This is a genomic window from Streptomyces sp. NPDC085900, assembly GCF_044540925.1.
In the GTDB taxonomy this organism is placed as follows: domain Bacteria; phylum Actinomycetota; class Actinomycetes; order Streptomycetales; family Streptomycetaceae; genus Streptomyces; species Streptomyces gilvifuscus.
Genome location: NZ_JBITSP010000005.1, coordinates 584,405 through 599,174 on the forward strand (window position 1 = coordinate 584,405; position 14,770 = coordinate 599,174).

Annotated in this window: 10 protein-coding genes; 7 read left to right on the forward strand and 3 right to left on the reverse strand. The window is 72.9% G+C overall.

From position 1 onward, the window contains the following. Nucleotides 1-12: 12 nt before the first annotated feature. Nucleotides 13-645, reverse strand: coding sequence for a GNAT family N-acetyltransferase (locus ACIGDI_RS21135; protein ID WP_399898641.1), 633 nt, complete (start codon nucleotides 643-645; stop codon nucleotides 13-15). A gap of 624 nt (nucleotides 646-1,269) precedes the next feature. On the opposite strand from ACIGDI_RS21135, the gene ACIGDI_RS21140 reads away from it, so the two are divergent. From ACIGDI_RS21140 to ACIGDI_RS21170, 7 genes are all read left to right on the forward strand, one after another. Continuing rightward, nucleotides 1,270-3,876: a SpoIIE family protein phosphatase gene (locus ACIGDI_RS21140; protein WP_399898644.1), complete on the forward strand. Its 2,607-nt coding sequence runs from the start codon at nucleotides 1,270-1,272 to the stop codon at nucleotides 3,874-3,876. Between the two features lie 549 nt (nucleotides 3,877-4,425). Further along, nucleotides 4,426-7,218 carry a SpoIIE family protein phosphatase gene (locus tag ACIGDI_RS21145; RefSeq protein ID WP_399898646.1) on the forward strand — a complete coding sequence of 931 codons (2,793 nt, stop codon included), beginning with the start codon at nucleotides 4,426-4,428 and terminating at the stop codon, nucleotides 7,216-7,218. Nucleotides 7,219-7,372: 154 nt separating this feature from the next. Then, nucleotides 7,373-8,218 carry a chitosanase gene (locus ACIGDI_RS21150; protein WP_399898649.1) on the forward strand — a complete coding sequence of 282 codons (846 nt, stop codon included), beginning with the start codon at nucleotides 7,373-7,375 and terminating at the stop codon, nucleotides 8,216-8,218. A 137-nt stretch (nucleotides 8,219-8,355) separates the two neighbouring features. Next, nucleotides 8,356-9,720, forward strand: a complete 1,365-nt coding sequence (locus tag ACIGDI_RS21155; RefSeq protein WP_200700319.1) for an FAD-dependent oxidoreductase — start codon at nucleotides 8,356-8,358, stop codon at nucleotides 9,718-9,720. A gap of 175 nt (nucleotides 9,721-9,895) precedes the next feature. Next, a complete protein-coding gene (locus ACIGDI_RS21160; RefSeq protein ID WP_399898653.1) occupies nucleotides 9,896-11,056 on the forward strand; it encodes an FAD-dependent monooxygenase in 1,161 nt (386 codons plus the stop codon). Nucleotides 11,057-11,084: 28 nt separating this feature from the next. Beyond that, the gene (locus ACIGDI_RS21165) at nucleotides 11,085-12,050 is read left to right on the forward strand and encodes a DUF1152 domain-containing protein (RefSeq protein ID WP_399898656.1); all 966 of its coding nucleotides are present in this window, start codon (nucleotides 11,085-11,087) and stop codon (nucleotides 12,048-12,050) included. A gap of 112 nt (nucleotides 12,051-12,162) precedes the next feature. Next, complete coding sequence (locus ACIGDI_RS21170) at nucleotides 12,163-12,657, forward strand: lamin tail domain-containing protein (RefSeq protein WP_399898659.1); 495 nt, start codon at nucleotides 12,163-12,165, stop codon at nucleotides 12,655-12,657. Here the strand turns inward: ACIGDI_RS21170 and ACIGDI_RS21175 are convergent. Both ACIGDI_RS21175 and ACIGDI_RS21180 read right to left on the reverse strand, forming a co-directional pair. Next, nucleotides 12,641-13,543, reverse strand: coding sequence for a hypothetical protein (locus tag ACIGDI_RS21175; protein ID WP_399898662.1), 903 nt, complete (start codon nucleotides 13,541-13,543; stop codon nucleotides 12,641-12,643). The two genes, ACIGDI_RS21170 and ACIGDI_RS21175, sit on opposite strands and share 17 nt — an antisense overlap. Before the next feature lie 47 nt (nucleotides 13,544-13,590). After that, complete coding sequence (locus ACIGDI_RS21180) at nucleotides 13,591-14,769, reverse strand: DUF2306 domain-containing protein (protein ID WP_399898665.1); 1,179 nt, start codon at nucleotides 14,767-14,769, stop codon at nucleotides 13,591-13,593. Nucleotide 14,770 lies beyond the last annotated feature (1 nt).

Sequence of the window (14,770 nt, forward strand, 5' to 3'; positions counted from 1 at the left end):
CCGTACGGCGCCTCACAGGGCGTCCAAGTCCCCCGTCGCACGCCCGAGATACGTGACCGGGCCGGGGTCGGGCACCTCGATCTCGTGGAAGCCCAGGCGGTCGTAGAAGGCCCGGGCCGGGGTGTTGGCCGTGACCATGGACAGATGGACCGCGGCCACTCCCCGGTCCCGCAGCGCCTGCAGGAAGGCCCGCATCAGCGCACGACCGTGACCGCGGCCCTGCCACTCGGGGAGCAGGTCGACGTGCAGGTGGGCGGGGTAGGCGGCGACCTCGGGGACGATCATCCGCTCGGGCCGGTGCAGCAGCAGGACGATCGCCTCGTCGGGCGTCTTCGGCGGCCCGGCGGGCTCCGGGTGGCGCTCCGCGACCAGCGGCAGCCACTTGGCACGGAACTCCGCGACGAACCGCGGGGTGTCGGCGGTGCCCAGGATGTAGCCGACCGCCTGCCCGTGACCGTCGTCGAGGACGAACGCCAGCTCGGGCTCCAGGTGGACATAGGGCGCCGCGAAGGTCGCCGGGAAGATCGAGGGGTCCGAGTAGACGCCCCGGCTGTCCTGGCCGACATGGGCGGTGCGGACGCAGATGTCGTCGAGGGCCTCGCGGTCCTCGGGCCGGTAGGGGCGGACGATGGGAGTCGAGGTCACCGCAGCATCCTGACGCTTTGGGAGCGCTCCCACAAGGGCTCGCACAAGTGGTATCCCGAGCAGCCGAGGGCATGCTCCTCGGCCACGTTCCTCGCGCCGCCAAGAACCACATTCCGGCCACCTCGGCGTCCTCGGGAGGATCGGGGCGGGATGTGGACCGCTCGGGAGATCCCGCCGTGCGCACCCCGCCCGGCCGCGCGAGCCGCACGCGATCGGCGCAAAGTCCCTGGTCCGGGCCTGCCGGGATCGCTGCGAGGGCGCCCGGCGCGGTCCCCTGCGACGCCTCTCTCACTCTCGTCGCCGGATCCACACCGTCCGCCCGGGTGCGCCCGAGGCCCCTGGTGGCGCATTCTTGCTGTGTCATCCGCAAGGCCCTGTCGTCGAATTCCCGTCGTCCGTCCGGAGGACGGCCCGGAGGTGTCTGGTGCGTGCGATCGCAAGGCGCCGGGGCGCCCTCGATGGAGGCGCCCCCGCGCGGGTGCACTCGAAAGTGGAGGAGGAGCCACGTGAGTGGTTCGGCAACGCCGCTGTGGTCGTCCCCTCCGGAGGAGCGGGTGCCGGGCGCCTCCGGGCGGGCGGGGATCTGACGACAGGGCCTAGGGCGGCACGGACGAGGTAGGGCCGATGACTGGGAGCGCGGAGGACGCACACCGGACGTCCGGGCAGCTGGCCACGCTGCTCATCGACGCCTCGGAAGAGGCGATCGGCGTGGCCGGTGGCCATTCCGGGGGCATCTATCTGCGCTCCGGCACGCCCGGACTGCTGCGGCTGGCGGTCCTCGCCGGACTGCCCGGCCCGCTGTTCCGTCCCTGGTGGCGGATGCACGTGGACCGGCCGTTCCCGGTGGCCGACTCCTACCGGCTCGGCGTACAGGTCGTCCTGCCGAACGCCACCGAGACCATGCGCCGCTACCCGCAGTTCGCCGCGGGGCTGCCGTTCCAGTTCGGATCGCTCTACGTCCCGGTGGTGGGCGGGGGGATCACCTACGGCGTACTGACCGTGCTGCGCCCCTCCGCCGCGGACGCCGCCGAGCTGATGCACCACCGCGACCGACTGGTGGTGCTGGCCGAGGACCTGGGCGCGGCCCTGCTGCGGCTGGAGAACGGCCGCGGCGGCCCGCCCGTCGCCTGGGACGGCGAGCCCGTGTGCGTACGGCCGCCCGGCACCCGCCCGCCGGCCGGACGGGCCGGCGGGTTCGCCTGGGACCCGGTGACCGACGTGGTGACCGTCGACGAACGGCTGCCCGCGCTGCTGGAGGTGCCGGCCGAGCAGTTCGGCCCGGGTGTGCACGCGCTCGCCCAGGCCCTGGCCCCGGCGGACCCGTCACGGGTGCTGGCCGCGCTGCGGGAGACGGCGGCAGGAAGACCGCCGCCGCTGCCGCTGTACGTGCGGGCCGAGGACGAGGCGCTGCGGCTGGTGGAGCTGTGGAGCCCGTACGCCGCGCCCTCCCCGCCCGGCACACCCTCGGGCGCCCACCCGGTCCGGGGCTTCGTCGTCGATCCGGGACCCGGGGCGGCGGCCGACGCGGCGGCCGACCTGCTGCCGGACGGCATCCTGTGCCTGGACCGGCTGGGAGTGATCCACTACGCCAACCCGCGCGCCGCGCAGCTCCTGCAGCGCCCCCGGGCCGAGCTGCTCGGCCGCTCGCTGTGGGAGGGCGTGCCCTGGCTGAACCAGCCGACCTGCGAGGACCACCTGCGCGGTGCCCTGCTCTCCCCGGACCCGGTGCGCTTCCACGTGGCCCGCCCGGCCGTCGAAAGCGCCGTCCCGCCGTCCGAGGAGGCGGGTGGGACGCCGTACGAGGGCGCCTGGCTCGACGTGTGCGTCTTTCCGGGGCCCGACGTCCTGGCGTGCACCTTCCGGCCGGCGAACCGGGTCGCCGAGGCCGCCGGGCTGCGTCTCCCGGCCGAGCCGGACGAGACGGCCCCCGAGGAAGCGCCCCGCGCCGTGTCGCTGGCTCCGCTGTATCGGCCCATCGTCCTGGCCATCGCGCTCACCGAGGCGGTCACGGCGCGCCAGGTGGCGGCCGTGGTCATGCGGGAGCTGCTGCCCGCGTTCGGCGGCCGCCGCCTCGCCATCTACCTCCTGCAGGACCGGCATCTCTACCTGGCCTGGGAGAACGGCTTCCCCAAGGGCTTCCTGACCCCCTTCGAGGGTGTGGGGCTGGACGCCCATCTGCCCGGTGTGGAGACGCTGACCAGCGGCCGGCCGCTGTTCTTCGACTCGATGCAGCAGCTGACGGAGGCCTACCCCGGCATACCGCTGGACGCCACGCGCGGAGCGCGCGCCTTCCTGCCGCTGATCGCCTCCGGCCGGCCGGTCGGCTCCTGCATCCTGGGCTTCGACGTCCCGCGCACCTTCAGCACCGAGGAGCGGGCCGTGCTCACGGCGCTCGCCGGACTGATCGCCCACGCCATGGAGAAGGCCCAGCGCTACGAGAGTGAGGCAGCGCTGGCCCGGGGGCTGCAGCAGGCCCTCCTCCCCCGGCGGCTGTCCGTCCATCCGCAGGTCGACACCGCCGGCCGCTATCTGCCGGGCACCCAGGGCATGGAGGTGGGCGGCGACTGGTACGACGTCGTGGAGGCCGGTGACGGTCTGGCGCTGGTGATCGGCGACGTCCAGGGGCACGGGGTGTCGGCCGCTGCCACCATGGGGCAACTGCGCAGCGCGGTGAGGGCGTTCGCCCTCGGCGACCGGCCGCCCGACGAGGTGCTGAGCGGCATCAACCACCTGCTCATCGACCTCGACCCCGGCCAGTTCGCGAGCTGCTGCTACATCCGGCTGGATCCGGTCTCGGGACTGGCCCGGGCCGCGAACGCCGGGCACCCGCCGCCGCTGCTGCGCCACCCGGACGGCCACACGGACGTCGTGGACCTGCCCGGCGGCGTGGTGCTCGGCGTGGACCCGCACGCCCGCTACCCGGTCACCGAGCTGCTGATCGAGCCGGGCGCCGTGCTCGCGCTGTACACGGACGGGCTCGTCGAACGGCCCGGCGTGGACATCGACGAGGGCATCACCGCGCTCCGCGTGGCCCTGGCCAGGGCGGGAGCCTCCGCCGCGCGTCCGGGCCGGCGTCCGCTCGCCGGGGTCGCCGACCGGCTCACCGCCAAGGCCCGGCACACCGCCGACCGCCCCGACGACATCGCCCTGCTCCTCGCCACGCGACGAGTCGCGGCACGCAATCACCGCCGAGGCGGCAGCCACCCCCTGCACCCACCGACCCCGACCTGACGAACCCTTTCCTCACGGGAGGCCCGGGGGACCTTCACCGCCGGCCTCAGGCAATAGCCGCCACCGCTCTCCGCGCATCTTCGCCGCCGCCCGCACGGGACCGCGGACGCCACCGCACGGGATCGCGGAACCCGCGCCCCCCGCAAGGCACCGCGGACGCCGCCGCACGGCACAGTGAGACCGCGGAAGCCACCGCACGAGATCGCGGAACCCGCGCCCCCCGCAAGGCACCGCGGACGCCGCCGCACGGCACAGTGAGACCGCGGACGCCACCGCACGAGATCGCGGAACCCGCTCCGCCCGCACGGCACCGGGGACGCCACCCCCTAGATCGCGGAACCTACGCCCGCACGGCACCGCGGACGCCACCCCAACAGGACCCCGAACACCACCCCACTGAACCCCGATGTCACCCCAAGGGACCACGGGACCACGCCCCGCGGGACCGCGGAAAGCACGTCGCTGATACCGCTTTCCACCGAATCGACGCCTTGTCACCCTCTGTGACGCCTCTCGCCTCCCGGGGCCCGGCAGTGTAGACATGGGCACATGGTCCGACTTCCGGACCGCTCCGGGAGCCGGTCAACACACCGGCCCGGCGGTCCCCGTGCCCGGCGCGTGGCCGACCATGCCCGCGCGACGCGCAAACGGCGGACTCTGGACGCGGCGGGCGGCGCGGGCGGTCACACGGATCCCGCGGAGTCGAAGCGGACGGGGAGACTGCGGTCGGCGCTGACCGGGCGGAGCGTGGCCGGGCAGGTGTTCGTCCTGCAGGTGGTGATCGTGCTGCTGCTGGTGGTCGCCGCGGTGGTGTCGCTGTACCTGCAGGTGCGGCACGACAGCACCCAGGAGGCCCGCAGACGGTCGGTCGCGGTCGCCCAGGCCTTCGCCAACGCGCCGGGCACCCGCGAGGCGCTGAGCAGCCCACGTCCGACGGTGATCCTGCAGCCCCGGGCGGAGGCGGCCCGCAAGGCGACCGGCGTGGACTTCATCGTCGTCATGAACACCGAAGGCATCCGCTACACCCACCCCAAACCGAACCGGATCGGCAAGAAGTTCGTCGGCACCATCGCGCCCGCGCTGGCCGGCAAGACCGTGGTCGAGGAGGTCAACGGGACGATCGGGCGGCTGGACCAGGCGGTCGTGCCGGTCAAGGCGCCCGACGGCAAGGTCGTGGGCCTGGTGTCGGCCGGCGTCACGACGCGCAACATCGGCGGCGCCGCCAATCGTCAGCTGCCGCTCGTGCTGCTCGCCGCCGCCGTGGCCCTCGCGCTGGCCACGGGCGGCACGGCGCTGGTGAGCAGACGTCTGCTGCGTCAGACGCACGGACTCGGGCCGCACGAGATGACCCGCATGTACGAGCACCACGACGCCGTGCTGCACGCGGTACGCGAGGGCGTGCTCATCGCCACGGGCGAGGGGCGGCTGCTGCTCGCCAACGACGAGGCGCACCGGCTGCTCGACCTCCCCGAGGACGCCGAGGGCCGGCACGTCACGGAGTTGGGCCTGCCCGCGGACACCGCGGACCTGCTGGCCTCCGGCCGCGTCGCCACGGACGAGGTGCACCTGGTCAAGGACCGGCTGCTGGCGGTCAACCAGCGCCCCACCGACGTCCAGGGCGGCCCGCCGGGCAGTGTCGCCACCCTGCGTGACTCGACCGAGCTGCGTGCCCTGTCCGGCCGCGCGGAGGCGGCCCGCGAGCGCCTGGAGATGCTGTACGACGCCGGGGTGGGGATCGGCACCAGTCTGGACGTCACCCGCACCGCCCAGGAGCTGGCGGAGCTGGCCGTGCCCCGGTTCGCGGACTTCGCGACGGTCGACCTGTTCGACGCGGTGCTCGACGGCGGCCAGCCGGAGGCGGTGACGCCCCTGCGCCGTACAGCGGTGAGCGGGATCCGCGAGGACGCGCCGCTGTACCCGGTGGGCCGGCAGCTGTCGTTCGTCGACACCTCGCCGCAGGCCCGCAGCCTGCACTCCGGGCAGGCCGTGCTGGAACCGGACCTCGACCTGGCGATGGGCTGGCACGCCCAGGACCTGGAGCGGACCGCGCAGGTGGTGGACTACGGCATCCATTCGCTGATCACCGTGCCGCTGCGCGCCGGGTCCCTGGTGCTGGGCGTGGTCAGCTTCTGGCGCTCGGAGAAGCCCGAGCCGTTCGACACGGAGGAGCTGGCCCTCGCCGAGGAGCTGGTGGCGCGCGCCGCGGTCTCCATCGACAACGCGCGCCGCTACACGCGCGAGCACAGCATGGCGGTGACGCTGCAGCGGAGTCTGCTCCCGCGCCGCCTGCCCGAGCAGTCGGCCCTGGACATCGCCTACCGGTATCTGCCCGCGCAGGCCGGGGTGGGCGGCGACTGGTTCGACGTGCTGCCGCTGTCGGGGGCGCGGGTCGCGCTCGTGGTGGGGGATGTCGTGGGGCACGGGCTGCACGCGGCGGCGACGATGGGCCGGCTGCGCACGGCGGTGCACAACTTCTCCGCGCTGGACCTGCCGCCCGACGAACTGGTGGCGCTGCTGGACGAGTTGGTCGCCCGCATCGACCAGGACGAGGCGGCCTACGACGGCAACGCCCCGATCACCGGCGCGACCTGCCTGTACGCGATCTACGACCCGGTGGCCCGGAGCTGCACCGTCGCCCGCGCGGGCCACCCGCCGCCGGCCCTCGTCCGGCCGGACGGCAGCGTCACGTTCCCGGACGTGCCGGCCGGTCCCCCGCTCGGGCTCGGCGGTCTGCCGTTCGAGACGGCCGAGCTGGCGCTGGAGGAGGGCAGCCGTCTCGTCCTGTACACCGACGGGCTGGTCGAGAACCGGCACCGGGACATCGACGAGGGCCTCGACATGCTGCGCGACGCATTGGAGCGGGCGGGCAAGTCGCCGGAGGAGACCTGCCGGTCCGTGCTCGAGGCGCAGCTGCCGTCCAGGCCCAGCGACGACGTCGCGCTGATCGTCGCCCGCACCCGGGCCCTGCCCGCCGACCGCGTCGCCGAGTGGGACGTGCCGCCGGACCCGGCGGCCGTCTCCGGGGTGCGGGCCTCGCTGAACCGGCAGCTGGAGCGGTGGGGGCTCGAAGAGCTGGCGTTCACCACGGAGCTCATCCTGAGCGAGCTGGTCACCAACGCGATCCGTTACGGCGCCGATCCCATCCACGTGCGTGTGCTGTTCGACCGCACCCTGATCTGCGAGGTCTTCGACAGCAGCAGCACCTCGCCGCACCTGCGGTACGCGGCGATGACCGACGAGGGCGGCCGGGGGCTGTTCCTGGTGGCCCAGCTCGCCGAGCGCTGGGGCACGCGGTACACGCCGGCGGGCAAGGTCATCTGGGCCGAGCAGCCGCTCCCCTGAGCGGACGGACTTCGTCGTTCCCTACGAAGTTCTGCCGGTTCCCCGCGAACTTCCCCGCGGTGGGTGTTCCTCGCGGCCAGCTTCTGATAGGAAACCTTCCTATCAGAGTGAAGCACGGCCAACTCCCCACCCCCCACTCCCCTTTGGAGCACCCGTGAGAGACGCTTCCGACGGCACCGCCGTACACACCTCGCGCCGCACTCTCCTCGCCCTGTTCGGCGCCTCCCTGGCGGCGACCCCGCTGCTGCTGCGGCCCTCCCACGCCTCGGCCGCCCCGGCCGCCGCGGGCTGCGTGGGGCTGGACGATCCCGCCAAGAAGGAGATCGCGATGAAGCTGGTGTCGAGCGCGGAGAACTCCTCGCTCGACTGGAAGGCGCAGTACAAGTACATCGAGGACATCGGCGACGGACGCGGCTACACCGCCGGCATCATCGGCTTCTGCTCGGGCACCGGCGACATGCTCGACCTCGTCCAGCTCTACACCGACCGCAAGCCCGGCAACGTCCTCGCCAAGTACCTGCCGGCCCTGCGCCGGGTGAACGGCTCCGACTCGCACGACGGCCTCGACCCGAACTTCCCCAAGGACTGGCGCAAGGCGGCCCAGGACACCGCGTTCCAGCAGGCGCAGAACGACGAGCGCGACCGCGTGTACTTCAACCCGGCCGTGAAGCAGGGCAAGGCGGACGGGATCGGCACGCTGGGGCAGTTCGCGTACTACGACGCCATCGTCATGCACGGCGACGGCGACGACCCCACCAGCTTCCGCAACATACGCAAGCGCGCCCTGAACAAGGCGAAGCCGCCGGCGCAGGGCGGCGACGAGGTGACGTACCTCAACGCCTTCCTGGACGCGCGGGTGTGGGCGATGAAGCAGGAGGAGGCCCACAGCGACACCACCCGGGTCGACACCGAGCAGCGCGTCTTCCTGCGCAAGGGCAACCTGTGCCTGAACACGCCGCTGGACTGGAAGGTCTACGGCGACAGCTACCACATCGGCTGACGCCGCAGAGGTGCCTCTATGGGCTCATAAGCCCGGCTTATGAGCCCATAGACCGGACCCGCGTACCGACTTAGGCTTGCCTTAGCTTAGGCTTCCTGTTCGAGTCGATCTTTTCGCCGCTCGAAGGGAACCTGATCATGCCCCGCCCCCTGCGGGTAGCCATCGTCGGTGCCGGCCCCGCCGGGATCTACGCCGCCGACGCGTTGCTCAAGTCCGACGTGGCCGCCGAGCCCGGTGTGTCCATCGACATCTTCGAGCGCATGCCCGCGCCGTTCGGGCTGATCCGCTACGGCGTCGCTCCTGACCACCCCCGCATCAAGGGCATCATCACGGCCCTGCACCAGGTGCTCGACAAGCCGCAGATCCGGCTGTTCGGCAACGTCGACTACCCCAACGACATCAGCCTCGACGACCTGCGTGCCTTCTACGACGCCGTGATCTTCTCGACGGGTGCGACGGCCGACCGCGAGCTGCGCATACCCGGCATCGACCTCGACGGTTCCTACGGCGCCGCCGACTTCGTCTCCTGGTACGACGGCCACCCGGACGTGCCGCGCACCTGGCCGCTGGAGGCCGAGAAGGTCGCCGTGCTCGGTGTCGGCAACGTCGCCCTCGACGTGGCCCGCATCCTCGCCAAGACGGCCGACGAGCTGCTGCCGACGGAGATCCCGCCGAACGTCTACGAGGGCCTGAAGGCCAACAAGGCGCTGGAGATCCACGTCTTCGGCCGCCGCGGCCCGGCGCAGGCGAAGTTCTCGCCGATGGAGCTGCGCGAGCTGGACCACTCCCCCACCATCGAGGTCATCGTCGACCCCGAGGACATCGACTACGACGCGGGCTCGATCGAGACCCGGCGCGGCAACAAGCAGGCCGACATGGTCGCCAAGACCCTGGAGAACTGGGCGATCCGCGACGCCGGCGACCGCCCGCACAAGCTGTTCCTGCACTTCTTCGAGTCGCCCGTCGAGGTCCTCGGCGAGGACGGCAAGGTCGTCGGGCTGCGCACCGAGCGCACCGCCCTGGACGGCACCGGCAACGTCAAGGGCACCGGCGAGTTCAAGGACTGGGACGTCACCGCGGTCTACCGCGCGGTCGGCTACCTGTCCGACAAACTCCCCAAGCTGCCCTGGGACATCGACTCGGGCACGGTCCCGGACAAGGGCGGCCGGGTCGTCCAGGAGTCCGGCGAGCACCTGCAGTCGACGTACGTCACCGGCTGGATCCGGCGCGGCCCGGTGGGCCTGATCGGTCACACCAAGGGCGACGCCAACGAGACGGTGGCCAATCTGCTCGACGACTACGCGGGCGGCCGTCTGCACACCCCCGCCACGCCCGAACCGGCGGCCGTGGACGCGTTCCTGGCCGACCGGAACGTCCGCTTCACCACCTGGGAGGGCTGGTACCGGCTGGACGCCGCCGAGAAGGCGCTGGGCGAGCCGCAGGGCCGTGAGCGCGTGAAGATCGTCGAGCGCGAGGACATGCTCCGCGAGAGCGGCGCCTGAGATCACGCGAGCCGGTGGGGCCACGCGTACGGACCGCGTGGCCCCACCGGCTTCTCCCGTGTCCACGGCGTGAACCGGCCGGTTCACCGCGGTCCGCGGAACCTCCGCCGCCGGCGGGGCGTTGTGACGGATGCGCGTACGACCACGGGGGCCGTACCGACACACGGGGGTGGGCGTGGCTCGGGTGCTGGTCATCGGTGGCGGGATCGCCGGCGCGGCGACGGCTCTGGCACTGCACAAGGCGGGGCTCGACGCCCGTGTCTACGAGGCGCATCCGGACTCGGCCGAGGACCTGGGCGCCTTCCTGACCCTGGCGAGCAACGGGATGCGCGCGCTGGCGGCGCTGGACGCCTCCGCCGCGGTGACCGCCCTCGGCTTCCCGCTGACCTCGATGCGGGTCCTGGACGGCGTCGGCGCGCAGTTGGCGCGAGTGCCGCTCGGCGAGGCCACGGACCCGCTCCTGCGGTACCGCTGCCTGCGCCGCGGCGATCTGGGCTCCGCGCTCCAGGCGGAGGCCGTCCGCCGCGGCATCGCCGTCCGGCACGGCGCACGCCTCGTCTCCGTCGAGAACGGCCCGGACGGCGTCATCGCCCGCTTCGCCGACGGCACTTCGGCGAGCGGCGACCTGCTGATCGGCGCCGACGGCCTGAACTCCGCCGTCCGCGCGACGTTCGCGCCCGCCGTCCGGCCGTACTACGCGGGCCAGCGGGTCTTCTACGGCTACACGTCCGCCGCTGGGCTGCCCGCGGCGGACGCGTGCATCACGATGGTGCGTGGCAGCGCGGCGGCCTTCGGCTTCGCGGTCTCCCCCGACCGGGAGACGTACTGGTTCGCGCGAGTGAGCGGCGACCCGCTGCCCGCCGAGGAGACCGGCGACGGCACGCCCGCCGGATGGCGCGAGACCCTTCTTCCGCTGCTGCGCGAGGACGACACCCCGGCGGCGGACATCGTCGCGGCCACCGGCGACGACGTCCTGGTCACCAACGCGACCGAGATCCCGCCCGGCAGCCCCTGGCGCTCCGGCCGCGTCCTGCTCGTCGGCGACGCGGCGCACGCGGCCTCCCCGGCGACCGGCCAGGGCGCGTCGATGGCGCTGGAGGACGCCGTGGTCCTCGCCAAGTGCCTGCGCGACCTTGAGGACCCGGACGCCGCCCTCAGCCGCTACGAGGAGCTGCGCCGACCGCGCGTGGAGCACAACATCACCGTCAGCGGCAACATCTCGCGCGGTGTGAGCTCCGCGTCCCCGGCCGGCCGGGGCGCCGCGCCCCCGCGTCCCGGGGAGGAGGAACTCGTGAGCCTGCTGGACTGGACGGCCGGTCTTCCCGTCCGGCCCTGAAACCCCCTCAGCCTGTTACCGTCCCCCGATGTTCACCCTCACCGAACCCCCCTTCTTCACCCGTCTGCGCGAGGCGCGGCGGGTCCTCGTCGCCGGCGCGGGCGGCGGATTCGACGTGTACGCCGGCCTTCCGCTGGCCCTTGCGCTGCGGTCGGCGGGCAAGGAGGTCCATCTGGCCAACCTCTCCTTCGCCGACCTCCACGGCCTCGACCTGGACGTGTGGCTGGAGGCGGACGTGGCGGCCGTCCGGCCCGACACCCCCGCGCGCGGCGACTACTTCCCGGAACGCACACTCGCCCGCTGGCTGGAACAGCAGGGGCTGCCGGCCACGGTGTACGCGTTCCCGCAGACCGGGGTTCAGCCGTTGCGCGCCGCCTACCGCGCGCTCGTGGCGCATCTGGGCGGAGTGGACGCCGTGGTGCTGGTGGACGGCGGCACCGACGTCCTGATGCGGGGCGACGAGCACGGACTGGGCACGCCGGAAGAGGACATGGCGAGCCTGGCCGCCGTGAACGGCATGGACGAGATACCCCAACGGCTCGTGGCCTGCCTGGGGTTCGGGGTGGACGCCCACCACGGGGTCAACCACTCCCTGGTGCTGGAGAACCTGGCCGCGCTGGACCGCGAGGGCGCCTATCTGGGCGCGTTCTCCCTGCCGCGCGAGAGCCGGGAGGGTGCCCTGTACCTCGACGCGGTGGCCCACGCCCAGCGCGCCACGCCCGAGTACCCGAGCATCGTCAACGGCTCGGTCGCGGCCGCCGTGCGCGGCGACTTCGGCGACGTCCGCTTCACGGAGCGGACCAAGGACAGCGAACTGTTCATCAATCCGCTGATGTCCCTGTACTTCTGCGTGGACGCCGTCGGCCTGGCCCGCCGCAACCTCTATCTCGACCGGCTGGAGAACACCGCGTTGATGCGTCAGATCAGCACCGCCGTCGGAGACTTCCGCGGCGAGCTGGCGCGTCAGCGGCCACCGCGGGCCTATCCCCACTGAGCACGGCCGGGCAACCGGACGGCACGATTTCGGTGAACCGGCCACGCAAATCGGCCCAGTCGCATACGCTCCAGATTCTTCACGAAACATGCACACAGGGGGGAAGTTCTCCATGCGTATACGTCTTGTCGCCGCCACGGCCACCGCCGCGGGCACGCTCGCCGTCCTGGCCGCCGTCCCGGCGCACGCCACCGAGTACCAGTCCGCGCTGAAGATCAAGGGCGTCCAGTACGACGCGCCCGGCCGGGACTCCAACAGCTGCGCCACCGGCAACACGGACGAGGAGTACCTGACGCTCAAGAACTACTCGTCCCGGACGACCGTGAACCTCAAGGGTTACGTGGTCAAGGACAAGGCGGGCAACAAGTTCACCTTCACCCGCAACCACTACCTGCAGCCGGGCGACTATGTGAAGCTCCGCGGCGGCCGGGGCACCGACTCGGACGCGCGCAACGTCGTGTACCGCAACAACTGCAACTTCATGTGGAACAACGACAAGGACACCATCTACGTGTACAAGCCCTCGAGCAGCGGCGCCGACTCGCACGCGTACACCAAGAGCGGCAACGACGGCGACGGCAACGGGTACATCACGTTCCACGGGTGACCGCGGCGGAGCGGGCCAGCAGCACCCGCCCGCTCGCGCCGGCGAAGAGCAGCCCGCCGACCATGCAGACGAGGGCCGCCGCGGGACCGGAGGACCAGCCGACGCTCGTGGCCCGGCAGGCCAGTACGAGCGTCAGCGCGGCCCCGGTCCCCGGCAGGGCCAGCAGGGCCGGGCGGGTACGGTCGAGGTCGTCCTCCGCGAGGGCGCCGAGGACCCCGACGCCGAGGGCGAGGGCCCATACGCCGAGGGCCTGGGCGTCCAGGCGGCCGGTGCTCCAGGGCACGAAGCCGGACCAGAAGGCGGGGCGGGTCAGCAGGCCCGCCCCGATGCCCAGCCAGGACGAACCGAGCACGGCGAGCCCCGGTTTCGACCAGCCGGGCAGCGGCGCGGTACGCGCGGGCAGCGGCGTCGCGGGGGTCAGGTGCTGCCAGGTCAGCAGGGCCAGTGCGGCGACCGCCAGCACTCCCGTCGTCAGCAGCCAGCCCAGGCTGAACAGGACGGGGACGATGGAACCGCCCTCGGCGATGTACAGGTCGCCGGCGTGCAGCACGCTCACCCCGAACAGGCCGACCAGCACAACCGCCAAGGGATACACCAGGGTTCGGGCCTCCTGCCACAGTTGGGCCCGGTGGACCGTGAACAGCGCCGGGGCGGTGCCGAGCATGGCCGCACCGACGAGGCCCTGGCTGAGCGAGTCCGGCGAGGGCCAGGCCCCGAAGACATGCCCGGTGAGGTTCACGAGCGTCAGCACTCCCCCCACCACAAGGCTGATCACCGCGACCGCGGTGGCCAGCATCGCCACCCCGGCCGTGAGCGGGCGGCCGCCCGACGCGCCCGCGACGGAGGCCGGTGGGGTCGGCTCGGGAAGCCCGGACGTGTTCGACATGGCCTTTTCCGTTTCCTGGGCGAGAAGGTCGCGCGGAGGCGGCGCGGCTAGAGGACGGGTGACGAGACGCCGACGGCGGGGGTGCGTACGGCCGGCGCGGCGCGCTTGAGCAGCTCACGGGCGTACATGACACGCAGACTGACCACGGCGGTCGCGGCGAAGGCCAGCATTCCGCAGCCGACGGCGACTCCGGCGGACAGCGCGGTGCCCCGGTCGAGGTCCAGGCCGCGCTGCAGCACCGGGACCGCGCCCACGGACAGCACGGGTGCCAGGGCCAGGCCCGTCAGATGCAGTCGCCACTCCTCACGGGCCCAGCCGCGCCCCTCCCGGCCCGCGCGCCGGGCGCCGTACGCCATCACGGCGTAGGCGACGGCGTACGGCAGCAGATAGGCGACCAGCAGCCGTTCGCCCCGCGCGCCGAGGTCCAGGTAGGAGCGGACGATCCACACCAGGGCCGCCGCACCGGCGAGTTGGGCCGCGACCAGTACCGGCAGCGGCGCCCACGAGCCCGTCACCCCGCGCACCTCGCCCCGCCGGTCCAGGGTGCGCGAGGCGATCAGCGCGCCGAACACCACGAGCGAGCCGAGGTGCTGGACGGCGACGAGATTGATCTCCGTCATGGGCAGGCCCGGCATCAGCCACGGCAGGGCGCCCCACTCCAGCCGCAGCAGCGGCGCGGTCAGCAGATAGCCGTAGCACAGCAGCATCCAGCGCTGATGCAGGTCGGGGTAGCCGCCGACCACGGCGAGGACACCGAAGGTCACGCTGAGGACGGTGCCGGCCAGGATGGTGGCGAGCACGATCCAGAAGGCCGCCCCGCTGAAGGCGTCCTCGGGTGCGGTGCGCGCCAGGTACAGGGCGGCCCCGGCCATCGACGCGTACACGGTCACGGCGAAGACCACGCCGAGGACGCGGTGCAGCCGGGTGCGCCGGCGCGACGCCGTGAACAGCTGCGCGGGGCCGAGGAGCATCAGCGCCCCGCCGAGCACGGAGTGCACGATCATCGGTACGAGGCTGTGCCGGTACGGCCCGATCCGCGTCGCCAGCGCGTCGGCGACGTAGCGTGGGGAGACCGTACGGCCGAGCAGCCACTCGCCGAACGCGGGCGCGCCCGGGCGGGCGTAGGGCCACAGTTCGGTCATCGCGATCGGCGCGTACGCCACGCACAGGACCGTCACGGCGACCGCGGCGCCCCGCCGCCAACCGCCCTTCGCCCCACGACGCACG